Consider the following 23,717-nt stretch of genomic DNA (forward strand, 5'->3'; position numbering starts at 1 on the left):
AGCCCTGATCAACCTTGTTTGTCCGACGTTCAGGATAGCAGTGACATGGTATCCACATCGATCATCCCGAGATCTGTGATCTTGAGATGGGGAATGACCGGCAGCGGCAGGAACGCCAGTTGCAGGAAGGGCTCCTCCAGCGTGCCCCCCATGGCGCCGACTGCCGCACGCAGTTTTTCCAGATCGGCCCGTACGACCTCGAAGGGTCTGTCGCTCATAAGTCCAGCCAATGGCAGGGACAATTCAGCCACGACATGACCCTCCCTGACCGCCACGAAGCCACCACCGAGTTCGGCCAGTCGCGCAACAGCCAGCGCCATATCGCTGTCATTCATCCCAACGACACAGAGATTATGGCTGTCATGTCCCACCGATGAGGCGAGCGCCCCGGTGCTCAGGCCAAAGCCTTTGACGAAGCCGCGGCCGATATTGTCATTCTTGCCATGCCGCGCGATGACACAGATCTTCGCGATATCACGTGCCGGATCCGGCTGAACCGCCCCACCCTGCACGGGCAGATCGAAATGCAGGAAGTCCGTTATGATCTGCCCCGGCACGATACCGATGACAGGCCTGTTTTCCCCCGGTGCAGCGATAACCAGATCTTCGGCAGTGATCGGCGCGGCGAGGCGCATCGTGCCATATCCCTGTGGGTCGATTGTCTCACGCGCTGCAAACAACGCCTCGTCAACCAGACGCCCCGCCGAAAAGACCCGTGCGACCTGACAGGTCTCGAGGTCATCAAGCAGAACGATATCGGCACGCTGTCCCGGAGCAATCTGCCCGCGATCGCGCAAGCCGAAAGCACGCGCCGCCGAAAGGGACGCCGCGCGGTAGGCCGCGAGCGGGGCGACGCCAAGCGCAATGGCCTTGCGTATAAGGAAGTCGATATGGCCTTCATGTGCAATTTCGAGCGGATTGCGGTCATCGGTGCAGAAAGCAAAAAACTGCGAGGTCTCAGGGGTTAGCAGAGGCGCCAGCGCTGCCAGATCCTTGCAAACCGACCCCTCGCGGATGAGGATGGTTATACCCTTGCGGATCTTCTCCAGTGCCTCATCAGCCAGCGTGGCCTCATGGTCCGTCAGAATACCAGCAGACAGATAGCCGTTGAGTTTGCGCCCACGCAAAAGAGGCGCATGACCGTCGATATGCTCACCCGCAAAAGCCACGAGCTTGTCGATGCAATTGGGCTGGCATGAAAGCACGCCCGGGAAATTCATGAATTCAGCGAGCCCGATCACCTTGGGATGGGACCGGTAGTGCGTGAGGGCATCCGCATCGAGAACAGCCCCCGAGGTTTCGAACGGTGTGGCTGGCACGCAGCTCGACAGATTGACGCGCAGATCCATCACGGTGCGGGTAGCGCATTCGAGAAAATACGCGAAGGCGTCGCCGCCCAGCACATTCGCCATTTCATGCGGATCGCAGATCGCCGTTGTCACGCCATAGGGCAGCACACAGCGATCAAACTCGAATGGCGTGATCAACGACGATTCAACATGCAGATGCGTATCGATAAAACCCGGAACGGCAATGCGTCCCTGCCCATCGATCTCACGTACCCCTTCATAGGTATCGAGAATACCCACGACACGATCACCGCAGATCGCGATATCGGTCGGCAGCAGGTCACCCGTGACCAGATCGAACAGCCTTACATTGCGTATGACGAGATCGGCTGGCTCTGCCCCCGCCCCCTGCATGATTCGTGCAGTGAGTTTACCGAGCATCATCTCCCCTTTTTTCCAGAACTAAATATTGATGCCCTTACAGCACATTCTACGATATCGAGCTATCAAAGCGGATCCGCAAAAGAGGGATGGCAATTTTGCTTACAGCGTGACGCCCCCAGAGTGCTCATTGGGTAAAAGCCAAGGGCACGGGAGGTGGTTGGGCAAATCACGAAATTGCTTCTCAAAATCCCCATGCACGGTGATGGCATCAGCAAGTTGCCCGAGAATCTTCACGTTTTCACGGAGTCGCGCCAATACGACCTCGTCAGATTTATCGGGCAGGATCATGCAAGCATGCGCGTATTGCACCATTGACCCTGCCAAATTTATAAATCTAGGTAGGTCTCGAAGATGCTGTAACGCACCCGGTTTACGCAGATAATCAGTAACTCTCCTGTGAAGATTATAAAACTCGGCTAGATCACTCATATATGTATCGAAGAAATCCAGCTCATCGACTTTTCCATTGAGATACAGCACTGGAAGGAACATGAAGTAAAAACAAGTATCCCAGCTTGTTTTTACAAATACGTAATTCCAGTCTCCAAAATTGAGCAACGCCCCTCTATGCGTCTCAATGAAATTTTCGTATGTCTCGGTCAATACCTTGTTTATCAGATCGATTTGCCTTTCGCCATTCGGGCGCGTGATCGCATTGGTGATCATGGTGTTGGAAATCGCAATGAAATCGGTACCATTGGAATATAAGGGATCCACAAAACCGCCGGCCTCACCGGTGAGCGCCCAACCATCGCTGGATATAAACTTACTGGACAGATAAGAATAATTTTTAGACATAACAAAATCAATAACCGGGAAGTTTTTCATTTCTAGGTAGCGAAGAAATGACGGTTCGTATTTCCTGAACCACTCACAGGCCAATTGATATGAACTCACGTCCGCCAGACTATGAACTTCATTATCAAATACAATACCGACGCTAGTCGTTTCGCCACTGATGGGTATAATCCAGACCCAGTATCCTTTCCCGGTTAAATGGGTCGTGCTGTGGCCGCGCTCTTCACTGAAACGGAACGGATTATTCTCACCTTGTTCGTTCAGAAACTCATTGATATCGATTTTACCTGCCACTCTGAACCAGACCGCCGAACGATTTAGCGCCGACTCTCTCTGGAGACCAAATTTCTTCATCAGGACGCGTCCTCGCCCTGATGCGTCAACCACCCAGCGCGTCTTGCGCTTACTCACAACGCCTTCATGGTCGCGAACAGAGATGAGATGACCGTCCTCGACTTTGTCGATATCGAGCACACGCGAGTGTTCAATCAATGTAACCCGATCACCAACCAGGCCGCGTATATGATTCTCGATTTTTCCACGATCGAGTTGGAATGTATGATGCTCAGGGTATTTATCTATACCGACCTCCCTGTATGTCCCGTCATGAGCACTCCCCTGCGTCTCGATAAAACGCATCGCCATTTTGCGCACATGGCCTCGTTGCAAATGATCAGAGCATCCGATCGTATCAGCCAAGTAATAGGCACCGATTTCGATCGTCGACTCACCGACTTTGTGGATACGTTCCGGGTAGGGAAACCGGCGATTATGCACGATGCAGATATCGAGCGATGAGTCACGGTCAAGCAATTGTTTAGCTAGAGTAAGGCCAGCCAGACCCGCACCTATGATCAGGACGTCATGAATAGGTCGTGAGTTATCTGTAGACATTTCGCGTGCTCGATACAGGCTGAATTGTGACTTTATATTTCGCCCCGCTTGGACGAACTCATTTGGTATTCAGTTAGGCTCTGCCTCATGCGGAATCAACCACGAAACCCGATCAAAATAGCGAGATCAATAGATTGAAGAATTTCAGCAATACTTGGAAAAAATTTGATGAGATTACTTATTGATTTTATGAGTTAAAATATTCATCATAACATGATTACGAAATTATAAATAGTTGCTTCATCGATAATACCGAGAGTTTTGCCATTTGTGAACGCTATATATTGATATCGTGAATAATTGTTAGACCCGCCGCAATAAAACGCCTCAAGGACGCCGGAATAACAAGATTTTCTACGCGCTCGCTCGCCTCTGCGGATGAGCTCTGCCACACTATAGCCCATCAGCTTGGTAGCACTTGCTGGCGAAACAACCCGCAGGCCCGCGCGGCACTCGTCAGAGTCATCAACGCCGCACGTCATGTCATTGCCGGGACAGAGGCCGATGTCACGCTCGTATCAAAGGATTTCACCCCTTCCCCCTTCCCTAAGAAAACATGAAGGACTATCTAGGCAATTGAGAAGCGTTCTCAGGGCGTCTCGCCCCAGATTACAGGTGTATTGACCCATGACTCTCGACTCCCTTCCCAAAGGCGCCCACGCGGTGATCAGTCAGGTCGTTTCCCGCACGGAAAATGACCCGATCGCCCTGCGCCTTGGGGAGCTTGGCTTCATTCCGGGCGCACCTGTCGAGATCGTCGCCACCGGCCCGGTCGGCCATGACCCCATTGCCGTTCGTCTTGGTTCCACCTGCTTCGCCCTGCGTCGTGGCGAAGCTGCACGCGTCTCGCTCAAGCGCGACCACTGATCCCTGATGGATGCCGTGACCTCGACCGTAACGGAGACCCTTCCGTTGCGTGCCGCCCTCGTCGGCAATCCCAATTGCGGCAAGACCTCGCTGTTCAACCAGCTGACCGGCAGCAAACAGAAGGTCGCGAATTACGCAGGGGTCACGGTCGAGCGCAAGGAAGGGTATTTCACGACGCCCAATGGCCGGTCAGTACGCCTGCTCGATCTGCCGGGCGCCTACAGCTTGAGTGCCACCAGCCCGGATGAGGATGTCACGCGTGATGTCTGCATGGGTCGTCATCCTTCCGAAAAACAGCCCGACCTGATCATCTGCGTCGTCTCAGCCAGCAATCTGCGGCTGCATCTGCGCTTTCTGCTCGAACTCATGCAACTGGGCCGCCCCATGCTGGTCGTGCTCAACATGATGGATGAGGCCGAGCGTCTCGGGCTCAAAATCGACGTACCGGGCCTCGCGGCAGCGCTCGATCTGCCCATCATCCCGACCATCAGCCTGCGCAAGAACGGTGTGAGCCATCTTCTTGCGGCACTGGATCAGACAGCGACCCTGACCCCGCCTACACTCGGCAGAGAGATCGACCTGCATGCCCGGGCGGGCGAGCTTATCGCCCGCTATACCAATGAAGGGAGTTTGCGTGGCGACCGGCTGGCTGACAGGCTCGACCGCTGGTTCCTGCACCCGGTCTGGGGGCCGATCATCCTGCTGGTCGTGCTGTTTTTCATGTTCCAGACGGTCTTTGCCTGGGCACAGCCGCTCATGGATGCACTGGAAGCCAGCATCACCTCTCTGGGGCAGATGGTGGTCTCACCCCTGCCACCCGGGCTTTTGCGCAGCCTTCTGGCGGATGGCATTTTCGCCGGGGCAGGAACCGTCATCGTTTTTCTCCCTCAGATCCTGATCCTGTTCCTCTGGATCCTGACCCTCGAAGAGACGGGCTATCTGCCAAGAGCCGCTTTCCTGCTCGACCGCGTAATGGCTTTGGCCGGGTTGAGTGGACGCTCTTTCATTCCGCTGCTTTCCAGCTTTGCCTGTGCCATTCCGGGCATCATGGCGGCGCGTACGATACAGAACCCGCGCGACCGTCTGGTGACGATCCTGATCGCGCCTCTCATGACCTGTTCAGCGCGCCTGCCGGTCTACACACTTCTGATCGGCGCTTTCGTACCGCATCGAACGGTTCTTGGCTTTCTCGGGCTTCAGGGCCTTGTGCTGTTTGCGCTCTACCTCGTGGCCATTCTCAGCGGCATTGTCGCCGCGCGTCTCATGACACGCGGTGTGGCGTCCGATGAGCATCCGTTGATGCTCGAGCTGCCCCCCTATCGCTCGCCCAATCTGAAAAGCGTGGCCCTGGGCCTATGGCAGCGCGCGGTTATGTTCCTCTCCCGCGTGGGCACGATCATCGTCTCCCTGAACGTGCTTCTCTGGGCGCTCTCAAGCTTCCCAGCCCCGCCCGCCAATGCCACCGGGGCCGCCATCGATTACAGCCTCGCTGGCCATATCGGGCACTGGATGCTGCCGATTTTCGCCCCGCTCGGTTTCAACTGGCAGATCTGCGTCTCGCTCATACCCGGCCTGGCTGCGCGCGAGGTCGCGGTGAGTGCGCTGGCAACCGTCTATGCGCTGGGTACGAATGAAGACAGCGCAGCAAGTGCCCTACTGCCATTACTCAGCGCTCATTGGAGCATGGCCACGGCATTTTCGCTGCTGGCATGGTATGTCTATGCCCCGCAATGCATCTCCACCCTTGCTGTCATGCGGCGTGAGACGCGTTCATGGAAAGTCGTCGCCGGTGCGGCGGCCTATCTTTTCGGCCTTGCTTATCTTGCGTCGTTTCTTACCTATCATGTGACTGTCGCCCTTAGCGGATAAGGCCCATGATCCAGACTCTCATCGTCATCGCCGTTATCGTGGTCGCCGTGGTGTTCTGGCTGAACCGGCTGTTTCCTGCCCATGCGCGCCGCATCAAAACCGCGCTTGGCCTGCATGTCCCTCACGCGGCGGGTGCCCCGACGCCCAAGGAAGGCAAGTCCTGCGGGGGATGCTCCGGCTGCAAGGGCGGTGGCTGTCACTAGAAGCGGCTGAGGGCGCAACGCGCTCCCTCTGACAAGCTTCAATCGAATACGGCAGACAAGGGACAGGTAAGTATCCCTCGCCCGCCCCCCTCAACTGCGAAGAATCAGCCTGCGCGATCGATGAAGTCGCACACCTCATGAAGATCATTCATGATTGCATGGGCCTTCTCCGTGATCTCCTCATTCGGGGCCATCAGGTCAGGCACAACAATGACCCTTATCCCGGCGGCATGGGCCGCGCGGGCACCGTTGTGGGAATCCTCGAGCGCCAGACAATAGGCGGGCTCGACCCCGATCGCCTCAGCAGCGCGCAGATAGGGCTCCGGGTCCGGCTTGCCGCGCGTCACATCGTCGCGCGTGATGATGGCATCGAACCGGTCATAGATCCCCACATGGCGCAGATGCGCCTCGGTACGCTCACGCCCCGAGGATGTGGCAATGGCACGAGGCAGCTGGCGGGCATCGAGCATTTCCAGCAACGGAAGCACGCCCTTTTTCAGCACGAGTTTACCCGCCTGAACCAGTTCATGCAGACGGATATTCTGCCTCCTGAACAATGCAGCCAGATCGATATCGGGGCCAAAGCTGTCAATCACCAGCTGGGCACAGGCATCACCGGGCAGGCCGATCATCTGGCGCGCAAATTCATGATCCATGTCATAGCCCAGATCACGCGCGCCGAGGGTAAAGGCATCGAGAGACAGGGTTTCGCTATCGAGCAAAAGCCCGTCCATATCGAATAACACGCCGCGTATGGGGCCAGGGCCGGTCATGAATGTCTCCTTCGGTATAAGTTACTGATGGGGGTTCAACGGGCGAGGCTGCGCAGATGTTGCCAGATGGCTGATCACAGCTCGTCGGGCCAGTGGGCTGGCAGTGGACGGCCTCCCGCCATTCCGTTGCTTATGACGAACCACACCCATCGCTCGCATGGTCGCCATGAACGAGTTTGACGACCAGTTCCGCCGCAACGAGGGCAGCGATGACCGAAGGACGCTTGTCACGGATCCTGTAAGGGCCGTCGTGATGCCCTATAGGACAGACCAGCGCATCAATCCTGTGCTGTGCCATCCCCAGCGCACGAAATCCGGCCTCGAACCGCCGTCGCTTGGTGCGCGAGCCAATCAGGCCGACATAGGCCAGATCGCCACGATCGAGGGCAGCAGCCGTGATAAGTGCATCCAGCGTATGGCTGGGTGTCATGATGACCACACCATCACCGGGGCGCAGCAAGGCGAGTTCGGCCTCCCAATCCTGCGTCACGCTCATTGTCACACCCTCGGGCACAAGCCCGAATTCATCGGCTCGTGAATCAATCCAGCGCAAGGCCAGAGGCAGGGGGGAAAGCGCTTGGGCCAGGGCTCGGCCAACATGGCCTGCGCCAAACAGGCTCACCACAGGCCATGAAGCCTGTTCCGCCTCAAGGCAGGACAATTCATGATCGAGATCGAAAACCGGTTCGTAGCGTATCGTCACGGCCCCGCCACAGCACTGATCGGCCTCGGGCCCGAGACGATAGCGATGCTCCTGCGCAAGGGCGGCACCGCTTAGAATTCGGCGTGCCTGGGCCAGACATTCCCATTCCAGCGTTCCACCACCGATCGTGCCCGTCTGGGCGTTGTGAGACACCAGCATGAACGCCCCGGCCTCACGCGGGGTCGAGCCAGCAGCGTCGGCCACGAGGATCCGGAGCACGGCAACCGCCTCGCGTCGCCAGCGCCGGATCAGGTCAAGGTCGATCAGACGCTCTCTCCCGTCGGAGCAACCACGGCAGCAGATGACAACTGGGCAACAGATGACTTCATGGCCATGATGGTGCGCAATAGCCGCTCGGGTGTCGCGGGGGCATCCAGCCCCGGACAGTGACGGTAGTTGCCCAGGCTAGCAATCGCATCGGACAGCGCATGCAAAACCGCAACGCCATGGACCAGAGGAGGCTCGCCCACGGCCTTCGAGCGGTAGATCGTCTCCTCACGATTGGGGGCATTTTCCAGCAGCATCACGTTGAAGATATGCGGTCGGTCCGAGCAGGCTGGAATTTTATAGGTGCTTGGCGCGTGGGTGCGCAGGCGGCCCTTCTCGTCCCAGACCAGTTCTTCCGTGGTGAGCCATCCCGCGCCCTGAACGAACGCCCCCTCGATCTGGCCGATATCAATGGCCGGATTGAGGGATTGCCCCGCGTCATGAAGAATATCCACACGGTCTATCGTGTTCTCACCTGTCAGCAGGTCAAGCGTGACTTCAGCGCAGGCCGCACCATAGGCAAAATAGTAGAATGGTCGCCCGCGCCCCGTGGCGGCATCCCACGAAATCTTGGGCGTTTTGTAAAATCCGTTGGCTGACAGCGAGATACGGGCGAAATAGACCTGCCACACCAGATCACGAAAGCTGACACATTCCTGCCCGATGCTGACACCCTCGGGCGTAAAAGAAATCGCCTCGGGCGCAACCTGCCATTTTTCAGCAGCAAACGCGATCATGCGGCCCTTGATCTGGCTTACAGCATCGAGCACCGCCATACCGTTCAGATCTGCGCCAGATGATGCCGCCGTGGCAGACGTGTTGGGCACCTTGCCGGTCGTCGTGGCGGTGATGCGCACTGAGTCAGCAGGCAGAGCAAATTCCTGCATGACGATCTGCACCATCTTGGTGTGCAGACCCTGCCCCATTTCGGTCCCACCGTGATTCACCTGCACCGACCCGTCGGTATAGACATGAACCAGAGCACCCGCCTGATTGTAATGCGTTGCCGTGAACGAGATGCCGAACTTCACTGGCACCAGGGCGATCCCCTTGCGCAGCGTGCGGCTGGTTGCATTGAACGCTCTGAGGGCCGCCTTGCGACGGCGATAATCGCAGCGCTCTGCCAGCTGCGTCATGACGAGATCGCTGATCGAGTCCTCAACGACCATATGGTAGGGCGTCAGATTGCGCTCACCAGTGCCATAGACGTTGCGCAGACGGATATCGAGCGGGTCCTGCCCGGTGGCAAACGCGATTTCCTCAATCACACGCTCGGCAGCCACGATCCCCTGCGGGCCGCCAAACCCGCGAAAAGCCGTATTGGACTGCGTGTTGGTCTTGAGTGCCTGTGAGCGGAAACGCACATCGGGGTAATAATAGGCGTTATCAGCGTGAAACAGGGCGCGGTCCGTCACCGGCCCTGAGAGATCAGCTGACCAGCCACAACGGGCCGCCAGTACCATATCCACGGCAAGAATATCACCCAGGCTGGTAAAGCCGACATCGTATCGCACCTGAAAATCGTGACGCTTGCCCGTAATCATCATGTCATCATCACGATCAAGGCGCATCTTGGCCGCCTGGCCGGTCAGCTCTGCCGCAAGCGCAGCCAGGCAGGCGCATCCATTGGCCTGAGACTCCTTGCCACCAAACCCGCCCCCCATGCGGCGGATCTCAGTTGTGACCAAGTGGTGAGGGCGGCCCAGAACGCTTGCCACGAGATGCTGCGTTTCAGAGGGGTGCTGGGTGGAGGACCAGACCCGCATCTCGCCAGCCTCACCCGGCTGCGCCAGAGCCACCTGCCCCTCGAGATAGAAATGCTCCTGCCCGCCAATCGTCACGCAGCCATTCAACCTGCACGGTGCGCTTTCCAGAGCGGGACCAACGACACCGCGCTCCATCGTCAGCGGGCGCCAGACCAGAGGGCTTCCATTGGCCCGCGCAGCGTCGATATCGAGCAGTGCTGGCAGTTCATCATAGTCGATACGCGCCAGACGCACCGCACGGCGTGCAATGGCACGATCAGTCGCCACCACGGCAAAGATGGGCTGACCAACATGCTGGACCAGATCCACCGCCAGCAGGGGCTCGTCATTGGCGTGAACCGGGCTGGTCTGATTGTCTCCCGGTATGTCTGCCGCCGTTATGACGCGCACCACACCCGGATAATCGCGCACCGCTGACAGATCGACCGACACAAGACGGGCATGGGCCTTTTCGCTCAGCCCCGCCACGACATGCAGCAGCCCCTTGGGCTCGGGGAGGTCGTCGATATACTGCGCCTGCCCGGTCACATGCAGAATGGCGCTTTCATGCTTCATCGAACCCGGGCCTGCGCCTTCGGCGGCAGAGTGTTTGCCTGACCCGGCGATTGGCGTGTCCATGAGACCCTGAACATCAGACATGGGCCAGGCTCCCTGCCTTGGCGAGACGCATGGTCTCACCCCGACTCTCTTCGAAAAACCGCGTCAGAAGATTGGCAGCGACCGTCTGGCGATACCACGCACTGGCGCGCATATCGCTCAACGGTTTGAAATCCAGCGACAGGGCCTCGCGGGCGGCTTCCAGAGCGTCCTCGTTCCACAGGGAACCCATCAGGGCCTTTTCGGCATGATGGGCGCGGCATGGTATGGCTGCCATGCCACCAAAAGCCAGTCGCACATCGATTACACGCCCCTGCGCGTCGCATCGCAGGGCGAACGCGCCCAGAACCGCAGAGATATCCTGATCGAAGCGTTTGGATATCTTGTAGCTACGATAGAATGTTGCCGGCAGCGGTGCTGGTACGCTCACACCCTCGACAAACTCGCCCGGTCGGCGGTCCTGCTTGCCATAGGCCAGAAAGAACGCCTCAAGCGGCATATCCCGTCTCTCATCGCCGCAATGCAGATGCAGGATTGCCCCGGCGGCAATCAGCGCGGGTGGCCCATCGCCAATCGGTGAACCATTGGCAATATTGCCGCAGAGCGTCGCGCTGTTCCGGATCGGTGTGGAACCGATTCGACCAATCAGCACGCCAAAATCGGGTAGAATCCGCGAGAGCGCCTCGCGCGCCTCCTCGTAGGTGACGGCGGCGCCCACATAAAGACCCTTGGCATAGGGGCCTTGGGCGCCCGTCTCCAGACGCAACAGATCCGCGCATTGCCCGATGAACGCGACGCGCGGCAGAGGGCGCATGGCTTTGGTCACCCAGAGCCCCACATCCGTCGCCCCGGCCACGATCACTGTATCCGGAAACGAGGTCAGCCGTTGCGCCAGGGATTCCGCCGTGGCGGGCACGAAAAGACTGCTGCCCTCATGCTCGATCAGCACATCCTGACCGTCTGCCAACGCGTGGAGGCGCTCTGTCATCTCTGCCACCCTCTGCTCGAAGGCGGCAGGAGGGGCCAGAAGCGCGTGCTTCATTGCCTTGACGATGGGCGCGTAACCCGTGCAGCGACACAGATTGCCCGAAAGCGCGGCATCGATCGCGGCATCGTCATCCGATGCGCCTTCGGCCTGACGATAGGCCACCATCGACATCACAAAACCCGGCGTGCAGAAGCCGCACTGGGCGCCGTTGAGGGCTACCATAGCCTCCTGCACGGGGTGGAGCGCTCCCGGTGTCCCGATATCCTCGATTGTAAAAACAGCGGCACCGTCCAGCATGGGCAGCAGCTGGATGCAGGCATTGACGGCCTTCACCGCAAGCCTGCCCTGACGCAGCCGCGCCACGATCACCATGCAGGCCCCGCAATCGCCCTCGTTGCATCCTTCCTTCGTACCGGTACGCCCCTCATGGCGCAGCCAGTCCAGCAAGGTTGTGTCGGGGGCAATATCACTCAGGCTGACGAGGCGTTCCCCCAGATAGAAGCGTATCGTCTGACGCATGGATTACCCCCCTCAAAGGTGAAAACTGGTTGATTGAACGAGGGCGGCCCCTTCGCCATTTCCGGAAACTCATGTATGATTGAAAGATTCGACGGCAGAGAACAATCAGGAATATTGCATTTCCTGCCTTGTTCTCTCATCGAACTGCGCCTAAGGCTCCACGGCCATTTCAAACGCAAGAGGATCACTATGAAGTCCACTGATCTGATCGACCGCATCGCCGCTGCCACCGGTGGCACCAAGGCCGACGCCAAGACCGCCCTCGACACCGTCTGGGCCAGCATCATCGAAGCCGCCACCAAGGGCGACGAAGTGTCCATCCCGGGCTTCGGCAAGTTCCAGGTCCGTTCGACCGCAGCACGTCAGGGCCGTAACCCCAAGACCGGCGAGACGATCGAGATCGCAGCTTCCAAGAAGCTCAGCTACTCCCCCGCCAAGAACGTCAAGGACGCTCTGGCCGGCAAGTAAGCCGCTCTACCGTGCCGGATGTCATGGGTAGCGTCTCGACGCCGCCCGATCCGGCACCCAGGCATCTCCTGCCTCTTCTGCCCCGTGCAGCAGGCAGGGTGCCTCCCGGCTTCTGTCCGGGCCCTGTTCCGGTTCAGTTCCGGTGCAGCCTGCTGCAAATCGACTGATCCCGCACAGACATTCCTGATTTCAGACGATTGCTTCGAAGCCTTGTCGGGTGGCTCCCTCAGCCTCGTGCTGCCGTCATGCCGATAAAAGCGACATCCCGTGTGTTCGCGTGCTTGCAAAACCCAAAAGGTTTCGTCACGTTTCGCGGCATGTTGCCCCGCATCCTGCCCGCTTTCGCCCTTGCCGTTCCGCTCGTCTTTTCGTCTGCCTCTGCCCGCGCCGAGACAGCCGACACGCAGGCAACCTCGCGCATTTTCGATCATCTGCGTAATGACCCAGCGCGCCTGACCGTGTTTCTGCGCGGCTTTCCCAAGGGGGGCGATCTTCACAACCATCTGGCTGGTGCCATTCCGGCTGAAAGCTTCCTTGACTGGGCCGGTCAGGACGGCCTGTGCGTTTCTCTGGCGCAGGGACGAATCCTGCCCACCAAGTGCCGTCTGGCCACGCCGGGCGATATGCCCGCTTCCCAGCTTCGCACCCGACAGGACGCGCGCGAGCTCATGATCGATTCTCTTTCGATGCATGATTTCGTTCCCACGCCAGCAGACCGCTCCGGGCACGATCACTTTTTCTCGACTTTCGGGCGCTTTGCGCCGGTGCTTTCGGCCCACCAGGGCGCCATGCTTGCACAGGCGCGCGATCAGGCTGCGGCCGATCACGTGGTCTATCTGGAACTGATGATCTCACCCGCACTGGGCAGCATGGTGAAAGCTGGCGACCAGCATCCCCTGCACGACCTCGACCTCGATGCCGCCCATGAGGCGCTTCATGATGAACGCCCCCGCCTCGTGGCCGAAGCGCGCCATGAGACGGATGAGATGGAGCATCAGGCGCGCGACATCCTGCAATGCGATACGCCTGCTGCCCATCCGGGTTGTGCTGTGACGGTGCGCTATCTGTTTCAGGCCATCAGGACCATGACCCCTCCCGAGGTGTTTGCGCAGCTCGATACGGGTTATGCACTTGCCCATGAAGACCCGCGCTTTGTCGGCCTGAACTTCGTCGCCCCTGAAGACGATGCCGTGGCAATGGCCGATTACGCCCTGCACATGCAGATGTTCGCAAAACTTGGCGCGCTCTATCCCGATGTGCGCCTGAGTCTCCACGCTGGCGAACTCACCCCTGCGCTGGTGCCTGTCACCGGGCTGCAGAGCCATATTCGTGATGCTGTCGAGATTGCTGGCGCAGACCGTATCGGCCACGGCGTGGACATCACATGGGAAAAAGACGCTGTGCGCCTGCTGGGTGAAATGGCCCAGCGCCGCGTCGCGGTGGAAATCAACCTGACCAGCAATGACCAGATCCTCGGGGTGAGCGGTGCCGCCCATCCGATGGGGCTGTATCGACGCGCCCATGTGCCGGTCGTGCTCTCGACCGATGATGAGGGCGTGTCCCGCAGCAATCTCACAGAGGCCTATGTCAGGGCGCTTTCAACTGCCCCCCTGACCTATGCTGACCTCAAGACCATCTCGCGCAACAGCCTGACCTATGCCTTCATACCCGGCACCAGCCTGTGGGACGGAGATCACGTCATCACCCTGTGCAAGGCTCCGCAGAGCTTTGCCTGCGCCGATTTCCTGAAGAAAAGCCCCAAGGCGCGCCTTCAGCTTCAGCTCGAACAGAACTTCGCAGCCTTCGAAAACACCGTCAGCCACGAGCCCCTTTTCCTATGATGACACGCCCCAAAGGCCTTCGCCACCGCCTCGCCCTCTCCCTTCTCCTGTGCAGTGTTCCCGCGGGCCTGACCGCAGCTCCCGCCCATGCTGCCGGGCCGACAGCACCGGCCACGGGTCATACCTCTTCCGCCACCATCCCTGTGCGCGTTGTGGTTGTGACGACCTTTGAAATCGGCAAGGACACGGGCGACACACCGGGCGAATATCAGAACTGGATCGAGAAATTCCCGCTCAGCCAGACGCTTCCCGCCCCGGGCACTGACCATGAGGTCATGCATTACAACCCGGAGTTGCAGGTGCTTGCCATCGCTTCTGGCGAAGGCCCCGAGCATATGGCCTCTGCCATGACGGCGCTGCTGCTCGACCCACGTTTCGACCTGCGCCACAGCTATTTCGTGCTGGCTGGCATCGCGGGGATCGATCCCAATTTTGGTACGATCGGCTCCGCCGTCTGGGCACCCCGCGTCATCAATGGCGGGCTCTCCCATCTAATCGACCCGCGTGAAATTCCCAAGGACTGGCCTGACGGTTTCACGCCCGTACAGGGCAGTCGCCCCGACGAGACACCACGCCCACCCCTGCATTCCCTCTCAGGCGATATGCTCTACACCCTCAATCCCGGTCTCACCCGCTGGGCCTATGAGCTGACCCGTTCCGTTTCCCTGCCCGACAGCGAGGGCATGAAGCAGAGCCGCGCCCGCTATCACGGCTATGCCGCAGCGCAAAAGCCGCCTTCTGTCATGATGGGTGATACCATTTCGGGTGAGACCTTCTGGGTGGGCAAGCTCATGAATCGCTGGGCCGAGCGCTGGGTGCGCTACTGGACCGATAATCAGGGTGTGATGGCGACTACCGCCGAGGAAGATGTGGCCTTCTGTCAGGCTCTTGCCCTTCAGGCGAAGGCTGGGCGCGTCGATCCCGAACGCGCGCTCATCCTGCGCACTGCCAGCAATTTCGACATGCCCCCACCGGGCCAGACGGCCGCGCAGCTTCTCTCGGACGAAGCCAATGAGAAAGGCTACTCGGCCTTCATCCCGTCGGTAAACGCAGCCTATCAGATTGGCAGCATTGTCGTGCGCGACCTCGCCACGCACTGGGACCGCTACGAGAGCACACCACCGGGCGCGGCACATTAGAGTACGGTCCGGTCAGGGTTCAGGCGGGGCCGTGACCATGGGTTTCCGCCACGCACCACCGGAGGGTCGTCGTCCTTCGGAAACGCCTGCGGGAAACCTGTTTCAGCAGGACCGGGTGGGATTACCTCCGCACCGATGAGCAACCCTGCCTAGCGTTCTTGCATCGCATATGCCCTGAACCGTGCAGGAGTCAGACCGAAACGTTGATTGAAGGCCTTGGCGAATGCGCTCAATGACGCATAACCGCACTCTGCTGCAACATCCGTCACACGCTGCCCCTGCCCCAGTTGCAGGGCCGCATGAAACAGGCGCGCCTGGGTCATCCAGCTTTGCCAGCCCATCCCGGTTTCAGCCTGAAAATGGCGGCGGAAACTGCGCTCGGACATGGCAGCACAGGCGCAAATCCGGGTCATCGTGGCCGATGCCGGGTCAAGCAATGCCGCATCGATAGCCCGTATCAGTCGTGGGTGCCTTGGCATGGGCAAGGCGAGCCCGGCGGCAGGCGCTGCCTTGATCCGCTCATGACAAAGCAGCGCGAGGGTATTGAAGAAGCTCTGCGCGAGCGCATCAGCGGAGTGTGGTCCATCCGGCCAGCGCAGTGCGTAGAACATCATCTCGGTCAAAATCGGTGTCAGAGGAAATGTCGTCATCGCCTCGACCGCAGTCTGCGTATCGTCCGGCGCAAGAAAGAAGGACATGCCGTCATGATTGCGGATCATGGTGCGATGGGGCGTCCCGGCTGAAATCCACAAGGCGTGGGCGGCAGGCAGGAGATAGCGCCCATCTGGCCCCTCTATCTGCGTGGTACCGGCACGGGCGCAGATGATCTGGTGGTAAGAATGCGTGTGCCAGTCATAGAAAATCGCATCGGCCGATTGCCGCAAAGCAAAGGATTTCTGCTGCGGCCTGTCGAGGCCTGCTTCGACCAGAACAGCCGTGGTCTCTGTGCTGCTCAGGATTTTCATCTGGCCGGTTCCCGTCATTTTCTGGCCGAAGCGCGTTAGTCGGCCATTAGCGATCTTCCTATCCTGTCCGGCAAGGAGAGGAAACCACCATGTCTGTATTACCCGCAACCGCGACCCCGAGCGGCACCCCTGACCCGCACAATGCCACCGTCATACGGCAATTTACCCGATGGGCGGCCCCTTTCGCTGACCTGCCCATTCATGCCGAGGCGGAAAGCATGGCCCAGACTTTGAATGCCTGTGCGCCCGGCCCAGCCGTGAAGGCGCTGGATGTGGCCTGCGGGCCCGGCATCGTCAGCTGCGCGCTGGCAGAGGCGGGGGCCGAGGTGACCGGGTTGGATCTGACCCCCGCGATGATCGCACAGGCGAGCGCACGTGCCGATCGGCTGGGCGTCAAAGCCTCTTTCCAGACCGGAAACGCGATGGTGCTGCCTTTTGAGGACGCACAATTTGATCTGGTGGTGACGCGTTACAGCTTCCATCACATGGAAACACCGCAGGCCTGCCTTGCAGAAATGATCCGTGTCTGTCATCCCGGCGGTCGGATTGTCGTCATCGATGCGACACCCGCTCCAGCCTGCCAGAGCCAATACGATCATGCTGAAAAGCTGCGTGACCCCTCGCACACAACAGCTCTTACGCTCAGCCAGTTCATGGCATTGGGTTATGAGGCAGGCCTTCACCACATACAGACCAGCCGCTACCGTCTGGAATCCCGCCTGAACGATCAGGTTGCCGAAGAAGATCGCGAGGCTCTCGCATCCTTTTTCATGCGGGAGATTGCGAGCGGTGAGAACAGATCGGACATGGTGCCACGCCAGACAGAAGGCGGCATTGTTTTCAGCTTTCCGATTTCGATTGTCGTTTGGAACCGTCCGAGCGCCTGAGCCGGATGGCGATTGTCTTGCAACACGCGATCCGAATGGAGGCGCAGGAGACGTTCAATCAACAGGAGGATGCGATGCCGCCGCAGCCACGCTCATATGGCCTCAGCTGAGCGGCGCGGCGACGACGGGGCTGCACCCCCCAATAGATTTGAGAGGCATACCATCGGCGTTGACTCTCTTGGCGGGGTAGGGTCGAGGGTTACACCTACAGAAAGGCTCTCATCCCTTCTTCCTGCCCTAGGCAATATTCCTGCCGGACTGCGCACATGACCTTTCCCTCACGATCAGGCCGCGCGCGATCTCGCCTCAGGCTTCGAGCAGGAGGGTAACAATGCGCTCCAGTATAGCCTGCTCGGCATCGCCAAAACGTGCCTGTTCCGGGCTGTCGATGTCGAGTACGCCCAGCAATTCACCGTCTCTGACCAGAGGCAGAACAATCTCCGACGCTGATGCCGCATCGCATGCAATATGGCCGGGGAAGCTGTGGACATCATCGATACGCTGGATACTGCGTTCGCTGGCAGACTTGCCACATACCCCGCGCCCCAGCGCAATGCGGGTACAGGCGACACGCCCCTGAAACGGCCCCAGAACCAGTTCGCCCTCACGCAGCAGATAGAACCCTGCCCAGTTGATGCGCGGGAGTGCCTCAAAGAGAACCGCTGCGATATTGGCCATATTCGCGATCATGTCGCTTTCGGCCGCCACCAGCCCCTCCACTGCCGATAGGATATCGTCTTGCGTCAGTCTGCTGTCAGGCGCGCTCATGGGGGTTCATCTTTCCGGGTATATTTCAATGACGCCGCATGGCGCCTCAGGGTAGGGGCGAGACCCTCTGAAGGCGCGCATAGAACAAAATGCCTGCGCTTTCAGAGTGTGCGATAGGCGATATAGGCCGCCACGACAAAGATGAGGCCAGCGAAGAGAAGTTTCAACGTGGCACCGGACCCTTTACCAAGACGGCTCGCCAGTTTCGTCCCCACCAAGCATCCGACAACGCCACCCATGATGAACCACAAGGCCAAAGGCCAGTCCACAAGGCCTGAAAGCGCATAGCTGACAGATGTCGTCACGCCAAAGGCCGCAACAGCCACAAGTGAGGTGCCCACGGCATTGAGGACAGGCATATGCGTTGCCGCCATCAGTGCCGGCACGATCAGGAACCCACCGCCGATACCGAAAAATCCGGACAGCCCGCCCGTGCACAGGCCAAACAGGCCAACCTTCCAGACATTGTCACGATTGCACGCCGCCCCCGGTATGCCCTCGTCGTGACGGCCACGGATCATCGCGATCCCGACAAGCACCATGAGACCGGCAAACAGCAACAGAAGTCGCTGTCCATCCATCGCCTTGCCGAGCTGCGCCCCAAGCGCCGCACCAAGCATCCCGGCAGGCGCGAAGAAACCGGCGCAGCGCCATTTGACCGTGTGCTCACGCGCATGGCTGAGCAGACCTGCCAGCGCGTTGATCGCGACGGCAAAAGCGCTCGTGCCAATCGCGATATGGGGGTTACGCACCCCCACAACATAGATCAGCAGCGGGACAGCCAGAATGGACCCGCCGCCGCCGATAAGGCCCAGAACCAGACCAACCAGACTCCCGCATGCCAGAGCAGGGACAGACGAGGCAGACATGAACGCGTCAGGCATGAACGGGGTCGACAGCATTGGTTGAGATCAGCCCTCGGTCTTGCGGGCGGGTCGCACCAGAAACTCGCGTCCCTTCAGCATGAAATCCCAGTACAGGCGCGGCATGATCTTTTCCTTGAGAAACCACGCCAGGCGTGTGGGCTTCTTGCCGTCAAGCAGCCAGCCCGGCAGGGTCGGGAGCAGCTTGCCGCCATAGCCGAACTCGGCCAGTACAATCTTGCCGCGCTCAACCGTCAGCGGACAGCCGCCGTAACCGTCATACACCGCATCCGGCTTGCGTCCGGAAAGCTGGGCAATCAGGTTCTCAACCACCACAGGTGCCTGTTTACGTGCAGCGGCAGCCGTCTTGGCATTGCTCGTCCCGGCCACGTCACCCACGGCAAAAACATTCGCATATTGCGTGTGCTGCATCGTATCCGGATGAACCGACACAAAGCCATCAGCGCCAGCAAGCGGCGAGGAACGAATGACATCGGGCGCGGTCTGGGGGGGCACAACATGCAGCATGTCGAATGCGCGTTCGACACGCTCCGTACCGGCCTCCGTAACGCGCTCGAAGGTTGCAACCTTGCGCTCGCCATCGACCGCTACCAGTCGTGACTTGAGGTTGAGGTCAATGCTGTAGCTCTTGATGTAATCAATCAGGGCCGGTACGAAATCGGCCACGCCAAACAGGCTGGGCGTCGCTGTATCGAACTCGACCTGCACGCGACCCAGCACCCCACGACGACGCCAGGCATCGCAGGCGAGATACATGGCCTTTTGGGGCGCCCCTGCACATTTGATCGGCATGGGCGGCTGGGTGAACAGCGCCTTACCCTCTTCAAGCTTGCTCACCAGCTCCCAGGTATAGGGGGCGAGATCGTAGCGATAATTCGACGTGACGCCATTCTTGCCCAGCGTCTCGGCCAGCCCAGGAATAGCAGCCCAGTCGAGTTTGAGCCCGGTCGCCACAACAAGCGCCTCATAGGCAATCTGGGTCCCGTCACCCAGCTCGATACGGTTCTGCTCCGGCAGGAAGGCCGTGACAGCCTGACGGATCCAGTTGGCACGCGCCGGGATAAGCCCGACTTCGGAACGACGCGTCTGCTGCGCCGTGAAGACACCCCCACCCACAAGGGTCCAGCCCGGCTGATAGTAATGCTCGGTCGAGGGTTCCACGACAGCGACCAGCAACCCCGGCCGACGACGCAACAGGCTTGCCGCGCAGGCGAGACCACCCGCGCCACCGCCGACCACAACGACATCGAAACGCTGAGCGCCAGCGGGCTTTTCTTCCTTCTGGGTCGACGCCAGCTCATAAAGATCAGCCGCACGTCGGCCAGAGCGGCAATAGGCAAGAACCTTGCCTGTATTGTCAGGCCCGGTCATCTCGGCAAGGGTCTGGCGCATGACCGAGACACTATGCGCATCGGGCGTAGCCCCCATACGCACCGGGATATAGGCAAAAGCCAGCCCGCATTTTTCCGCCGCCACACCCAGATCGGCCACGCCGGGCTGATCCTTCTCCTCACCATCGGGGCGGGTGCAGATAATGCCGCTGAAACCCTGCTCCTTGAGCGCGGGCAGATCTTCCACCCTGATCTGGGGCGATACGGCGAAATGGGCCGTCAGGAAACGAAGGGACATGAGCTTGCCTCTCTCTTCTGGGGCTGTATTGCGGGCCGGGTCAATGCGCACCGGCTGGATGCTGCGTTCTGTAACGGGCGGGGTTCAACAAGGTGCTGTGCAGGCCATTCAAGCTGGATACCGCACAGCGTCCTCTCAAAGCTTGTCGAGCGGTATCTTGATATAACGCGTACCGTTCTCTTCCGGCTCCGGTAGTCGCCCCCCGCGCATATTGATCTGGACCGAGGGCATAATGAGATTGGGCAGGCTCAAAGTCGCATCACGTTTCGTGCGCATCTCGACGAATTCGTCCTCGCTCACACCGTCATGCACGTGCAGGTTGCTGTCGCGCTGTGCTCCAATGGTGGTTTCCCAGGCAAACCAGTCACGTCCGGGGGCCTTGTAATCGTGACACAGGAAGAGGCGCGTCTCACGCGGCAGGGAAAGCAGGCGACGGATGGAGCGATAGAGCTGCCTCGCATCGCCACCGGGGAAATCCGCGCGGGCTGTTCCGAAATCGGGCATGAAGAGCGTATCACCGATAAAGGCACAGTCACCGATGACGAACGCCATATCGGCTGGGGTGTGCCCCGGCACGTGCAGCGCAATCGCCTCGATTTCACCAATTCTGAAACGCTCACCATCGCGGAACAGATGATCGAACTGCGAGCCGTCCCGTGCAAAGCGCGTACCGGCATTGAAGATCTTGCCGAACACCTCCTGAACATGGGTGATCTCGGCACCTATGGCGAGTTTGCCTCCCAGCTGCTCCTGCAGCCACGGCGCTGCCGACAGGTGATCGGCATGGGCGTGGGTCTCGAGCTGCCAGGTCACGGTCAGGGACTCAGCGCGGATATATTCAAGAATGGCCTGAGCGCTTGATGACCCGGTACGACCGGAAGCGGGGTCATAATCGAGCACGCTGTCGATAATCGCCGCTTCGCGGGTACGGGGGTCGTGCACGACGTGCGAGGCCGTGAAAGTTGTTTCGTCGAAGAAGCTGCGCACCACCGGGCACGGCGACTGGCCCGCTCTGGTGGCCTCGATCTGACTGGCTGCCTGGGCAATCGTTGCGTCATCCATCATGCGCGCTCCGCTGAACTGATCGTGAATTACATATTTGCTGAATATGATATTTCTCGATTTATGTAATTGTGATAGTTGCTCCCGTCAAGGACAACACAGGCACCCAACGTTAAATCGTGAATCGGCTGGCACCGATGCCGATTAACGACGCAGGAGATGAATGATGATGCAAGAACAGGCACAGACACCCCCGCGTCTCGGTACCCTCGCCCCAAATTTCCGCGCCCGCACGACATTGGGCCCCCTCACACTCAGTGATTTCAGGGGACGATGGGTTGTGCTTTTTTCGCACCCCGCCGATTTCACGCCGGTCTGCACCAGTGAGTTCGTCGCCTTTGCAAAGGCCCAGCCACAATTCGATCAGCTCGGCTGTCAGCTGATCGGCCTTTCCGTCGACTCGCTGTCGTCCCATCTGGCCTGGATCAACGCCATCGGGCGCGATCTCGATACCGAAATCGGCTTCCCGGTGGTGGAGGATCCCTCCATGGCCGTTGCGCGAGCCTACGGCATGCTTGATGCGACTGCTCAGGACAGCAGTACAGTGCGTTCGACCTACATCATCGACCCCGATGGACGGATACAGGCCATTCTGGTTTATCCGCTCTGCGTGGGTCGCTCGGTGAGCGAGATTCTTCGCACAGTAACGGCGCTGCAGCGCGCCGCGCATGGCGATGCCCTGACGCCGGAGAACTGGCAGCCAGGGGGTGCCATCTTCCGCCCCCCCTCGCTCACCGTGGCGGAAATGAACGCGCCATGCGAGCAGCCCTGGTTTCACTGCCTGCAGAAAGATGACGGGCGATGAAGGCCATGAACGGCCAGCATATGGCTCAACTTGTCGAGCGCCTTCGCCTTTATGGGCAGGCTCAGCGCCTGTCGATCCTGTCCGTCCTGAGCGAGGCTCCCTATACCGTGGCTGAAATTGAGGCCCGTACCGGAATCGGCCAGCCCGCCCTGTCGCAACAGTTGGGCGAATTGCGTCGCGCCGGTATCATCGCCTCCAGCCGCGCTGCCCGCGAGGTGATCTACGATTTTGCCTCACCAGCAGAGCGCATTCGGACTGCAACCGTCCTCGGATTGCTTGAGGACAGGGAAACACCCTCACTCGCTCCAGCTACCGCCGAACCGCCGCGCTATGGGGCTCATTTCGCGTCGATTTTGCCTTGAATGCCTCTCTGGTGACGTTGCAGGAGAGCGTCACAACACATCCTGCCCGCTGAGACAGTTTCGCGAATCTTCCAATCCTGATAACAGCCATTCGTATCTCATATGAAACGAACAGGCTCGACATGACCCCTCCCAAATCCGGTCGGAATTCCTTTGTCCGGGGCGGTTTTCTGCTCTGCCTTCTCGCTTCGTGCACCACGGCACCCACCCAGCCTCTCGATACCGCCCATCTGCCGGATGAGCGTCTGGCCCTTGCAACCCCGCCATCGGTCGGGCTGGCCTCGCAAGGTGATGACGACCGCATTTTCGCACGCACACGCGCGCTGAAGGGCTCGCCACGCTGGGCACTCGCGCAAAGCGATGCTGATTTGCGCCCTGCCCCCTTCCTCAAGGGCTTTTCCTGTGCGGCAGGCTTTACGATCGATATTGTCCAGGCCCCGACTCTGGCGCGCATCCTCGATATGATGGCCAAGGCCGAAAGCGGCAGAACGTCGGAAGAAAAGCGTTACTGGAAGCGCAAGCGTCCCTTCATCGGCAATGATGCGCCCATCTGCGTTGCGCGTGATGAGAGACTGGCGAAAAGCCCGTCTTACCCGTCGGGTCATACCATCGCCGGCTATTCCACCGCACTTGTCCTCTCCGCACTTCTGCCGGAACGCAGCGCAGAACTACTGCAACGTGGCCGTGTCGTTGGAGAAAGCCGCATCATATGCGGCATGCATTGGGCGTCGGATGTCGCTGCGGGCTATCAGGCGGCCGGGGCCTTTGCCGTTGCCACTCTTGAAAATCCGGCTATTCGGGCCCTGATGCCAAAGGCCCGTGAAGAGCTCCTTGCCATGCAGGCGGAGAAAACCCGCCCGGACGAGGCACGCTGCGCTCTGGAAGCTGAAGCGGCCACCCACTCGCCGTTTACGGATGATTGAGCGAACC

The 23,717-nt window shown here is 59.6% G+C and carries 21 protein-coding genes; 10 read left to right on the plus strand and 11 right to left on the minus strand.

Annotated features, from left to right (window positions below; all coding sequences use genetic code 11):
• Window positions 1–29 precede the first annotated feature (29 nt).
• Together ade and P5689_RS04150 are read right to left on the minus strand one after the other, a co-directional pair.
• On the minus strand, window positions 30–1,730 hold the full coding sequence (gene ade / locus P5689_RS04145; RefSeq protein WP_023979537.1) for an adenine deaminase: 1,701 nt from the start codon (window positions 1,728–1,730) through the stop codon (window positions 30–32).
• A gap of 102 nt (window positions 1,731–1,832) precedes the next feature.
• Window positions 1,833–3,425, minus strand: coding sequence for an NAD(P)/FAD-dependent oxidoreductase (locus P5689_RS04150; RefSeq protein ID WP_084331113.1), 1,593 nt, complete (start codon window positions 3,423–3,425; stop codon window positions 1,833–1,835).
• Between the two features lie 627 nt (window positions 3,426–4,052).
• Between P5689_RS04150 and P5689_RS04155 the strand changes: the two genes are divergently transcribed.
• The 3 genes from P5689_RS04155 to P5689_RS04165 are packed head-to-tail and all read left to right on the plus strand — an operon-like array spanning window position 4,053 to window position 6,364.
• Window positions 4,053–4,292 carry a FeoA family protein gene (locus P5689_RS04155; protein ID WP_023979534.1) on the plus strand — a complete coding sequence of 80 codons (240 nt, stop codon included), beginning with the start codon at window positions 4,053–4,055 and terminating at the stop codon, window positions 4,290–4,292.
• Between the two features lie 6 nt (window positions 4,293–4,298).
• Entirely contained in the window at window positions 4,299–6,161 is a 1,863-nt protein-coding gene (locus P5689_RS04160) for a ferrous iron transporter B (protein WP_285532201.1), read from the plus strand.
• Window positions 6,162–6,166: 5 nt separating this feature from the next.
• On the plus strand, window positions 6,167–6,364 hold the full coding sequence (locus tag P5689_RS04165; protein ID WP_285532202.1) for a hypothetical protein: 198 nt from the start codon (window positions 6,167–6,169) through the stop codon (window positions 6,362–6,364).
• Between the two features lie 104 nt (window positions 6,365–6,468).
• Here the strand turns inward: P5689_RS04165 and P5689_RS04170 are convergent, their stop codons facing one another.
• The 4 genes from P5689_RS04170 to xdhA form a co-directional block, all read right to left on the minus strand.
• Complete coding sequence (locus P5689_RS04170) at window positions 6,469–7,137, minus strand: HAD family phosphatase (RefSeq protein ID WP_166927990.1); 669 nt, start codon at window positions 7,135–7,137, stop codon at window positions 6,469–6,471.
• 130 nt (window positions 7,138–7,267) lie between these two features.
• Entirely contained in the window at window positions 7,268–8,107 is an 840-nt protein-coding gene (xdhC, locus tag P5689_RS04175) for a xanthine dehydrogenase accessory protein XdhC (protein ID WP_285533828.1), read from the minus strand.
• Window positions 8,104–10,491, minus strand: coding sequence for a xanthine dehydrogenase molybdopterin binding subunit (gene xdhB / locus P5689_RS04180; protein WP_285533829.1), 2,388 nt, complete (start codon window positions 10,489–10,491; stop codon window positions 8,104–8,106). The genes xdhC and xdhB overlap by 4 nt, the downstream gene beginning before the upstream one ends.
• A gap of 13 nt (window positions 10,492–10,504) precedes the next feature.
• Window positions 10,505–11,977 carry a xanthine dehydrogenase small subunit gene (gene xdhA / locus P5689_RS04185; RefSeq protein WP_285532204.1) on the minus strand — a complete coding sequence of 491 codons (1,473 nt, stop codon included), beginning with the start codon at window positions 11,975–11,977 and terminating at the stop codon, window positions 10,505–10,507.
• Between the two features lie 189 nt (window positions 11,978–12,166).
• Between xdhA and P5689_RS04190 the strand changes: the two genes are divergently transcribed.
• The 3 genes from P5689_RS04190 (at window position 12,167) to P5689_RS04200 (ending at window position 15,425) form a co-directional block, all read left to right on the plus strand.
• Window positions 12,167–12,445, plus strand: a complete 279-nt coding sequence (locus P5689_RS04190; protein ID WP_023979527.1) for an HU family DNA-binding protein — start codon at window positions 12,167–12,169, stop codon at window positions 12,443–12,445.
• 317 nt (window positions 12,446–12,762) lie between these two features.
• Window positions 12,763–14,286, plus strand: coding sequence for an adenosine deaminase (locus P5689_RS04195; RefSeq protein ID WP_285532206.1), 1,524 nt, complete (start codon window positions 12,763–12,765; stop codon window positions 14,284–14,286).
• Window positions 14,286–15,425: a purine nucleoside permease gene (locus P5689_RS04200; RefSeq protein WP_408868563.1), complete on the plus strand. Its 1,140-nt coding sequence runs from the start codon at window positions 14,286–14,288 to the stop codon at window positions 15,423–15,425. The genes P5689_RS04195 and P5689_RS04200 overlap by 1 nt, the downstream gene beginning before the upstream one ends.
• A 149-nt stretch (window positions 15,426–15,574) precedes the next feature.
• On the opposite strand, the gene P5689_RS04205 is transcribed toward P5689_RS04200, so the two are convergent.
• Window positions 15,575–16,390 carry an AraC family transcriptional regulator gene (locus P5689_RS04205; RefSeq protein ID WP_285532208.1) on the minus strand — a complete coding sequence of 272 codons (816 nt, stop codon included), beginning with the start codon at window positions 16,388–16,390 and terminating at the stop codon, window positions 15,575–15,577.
• An 89-nt stretch (window positions 16,391–16,479) separates the two neighbouring features.
• On the opposite strand from P5689_RS04205, the gene P5689_RS04210 reads away from it, so the two are divergent.
• Window positions 16,480–17,277: a class I SAM-dependent methyltransferase gene (locus tag P5689_RS04210; protein WP_285532209.1), complete on the plus strand. Its 798-nt coding sequence runs from the start codon at window positions 16,480–16,482 to the stop codon at window positions 17,275–17,277.
• Window positions 17,278–17,583: 306 nt separating this feature from the next.
• On the opposite strand, the gene P5689_RS04215 is transcribed toward P5689_RS04210, so the two are convergent.
• The 4 genes from P5689_RS04215 to P5689_RS04230 all read right to left on the minus strand — a co-directional run bounded on the left by P5689_RS04215 (window position 17,584) and on the right by P5689_RS04230 (window position 21,620).
• Window positions 17,584–18,045 carry a GAF domain-containing protein gene (locus P5689_RS04215; protein WP_285532210.1) on the minus strand — a complete coding sequence of 154 codons (462 nt, stop codon included), beginning with the start codon at window positions 18,043–18,045 and terminating at the stop codon, window positions 17,584–17,586.
• Between the two features lie 101 nt (window positions 18,046–18,146).
• Window positions 18,147–18,914, minus strand: a complete 768-nt coding sequence (locus P5689_RS04220; protein ID WP_285533830.1) for a sulfite exporter TauE/SafE family protein — start codon at window positions 18,912–18,914, stop codon at window positions 18,147–18,149.
• Window positions 18,915–18,956: 42 nt separating this feature from the next.
• On the minus strand, window positions 18,957–20,558 hold the full coding sequence (locus tag P5689_RS04225) for a TIGR01244 family sulfur transferase (protein WP_285532211.1): 1,602 nt from the start codon (window positions 20,556–20,558) through the stop codon (window positions 18,957–18,959).
• Between the two features lie 135 nt (window positions 20,559–20,693).
• Window positions 20,694–21,620: an MBL fold metallo-hydrolase gene (locus tag P5689_RS04230; RefSeq protein WP_285533831.1), complete on the minus strand. Its 927-nt coding sequence runs from the start codon at window positions 21,618–21,620 to the stop codon at window positions 20,694–20,696.
• Between the two features lie 163 nt (window positions 21,621–21,783).
• Here P5689_RS04230 and P5689_RS04235 point away from each other — a divergent pair, with 163 nt between their 5' ends.
• The 3 genes from P5689_RS04235 to P5689_RS04245 all read left to right on the plus strand — a co-directional run bounded on the left by P5689_RS04235 (window position 21,784) and on the right by P5689_RS04245 (window position 23,710).
• Window positions 21,784–22,425 carry a peroxiredoxin gene (locus tag P5689_RS04235; RefSeq protein ID WP_035440436.1) on the plus strand — a complete coding sequence of 214 codons (642 nt, stop codon included), beginning with the start codon at window positions 21,784–21,786 and terminating at the stop codon, window positions 22,423–22,425.
• Window positions 22,422–22,787, plus strand: a complete 366-nt coding sequence (locus P5689_RS04240; protein ID WP_285532212.1) for a metalloregulator ArsR/SmtB family transcription factor — start codon at window positions 22,422–22,424, stop codon at window positions 22,785–22,787. The genes P5689_RS04235 and P5689_RS04240 overlap by 4 nt, the downstream gene beginning before the upstream one ends.
• 122 nt (window positions 22,788–22,909) lie before the next feature.
• A complete protein-coding gene (locus P5689_RS04245; protein WP_285532214.1) occupies window positions 22,910–23,710 on the plus strand; it encodes a phosphatase PAP2 family protein in 801 nt (266 codons plus the stop codon).
• Window positions 23,711–23,717 lie beyond the last annotated feature (7 nt).

The sequence above is a fragment of the Asaia sp. HumB genome, from assembly GCF_030263835.1.
GTDB lineage: Bacteria > Pseudomonadota > Alphaproteobacteria > Acetobacterales > Acetobacteraceae > Asaia > Asaia bogorensis.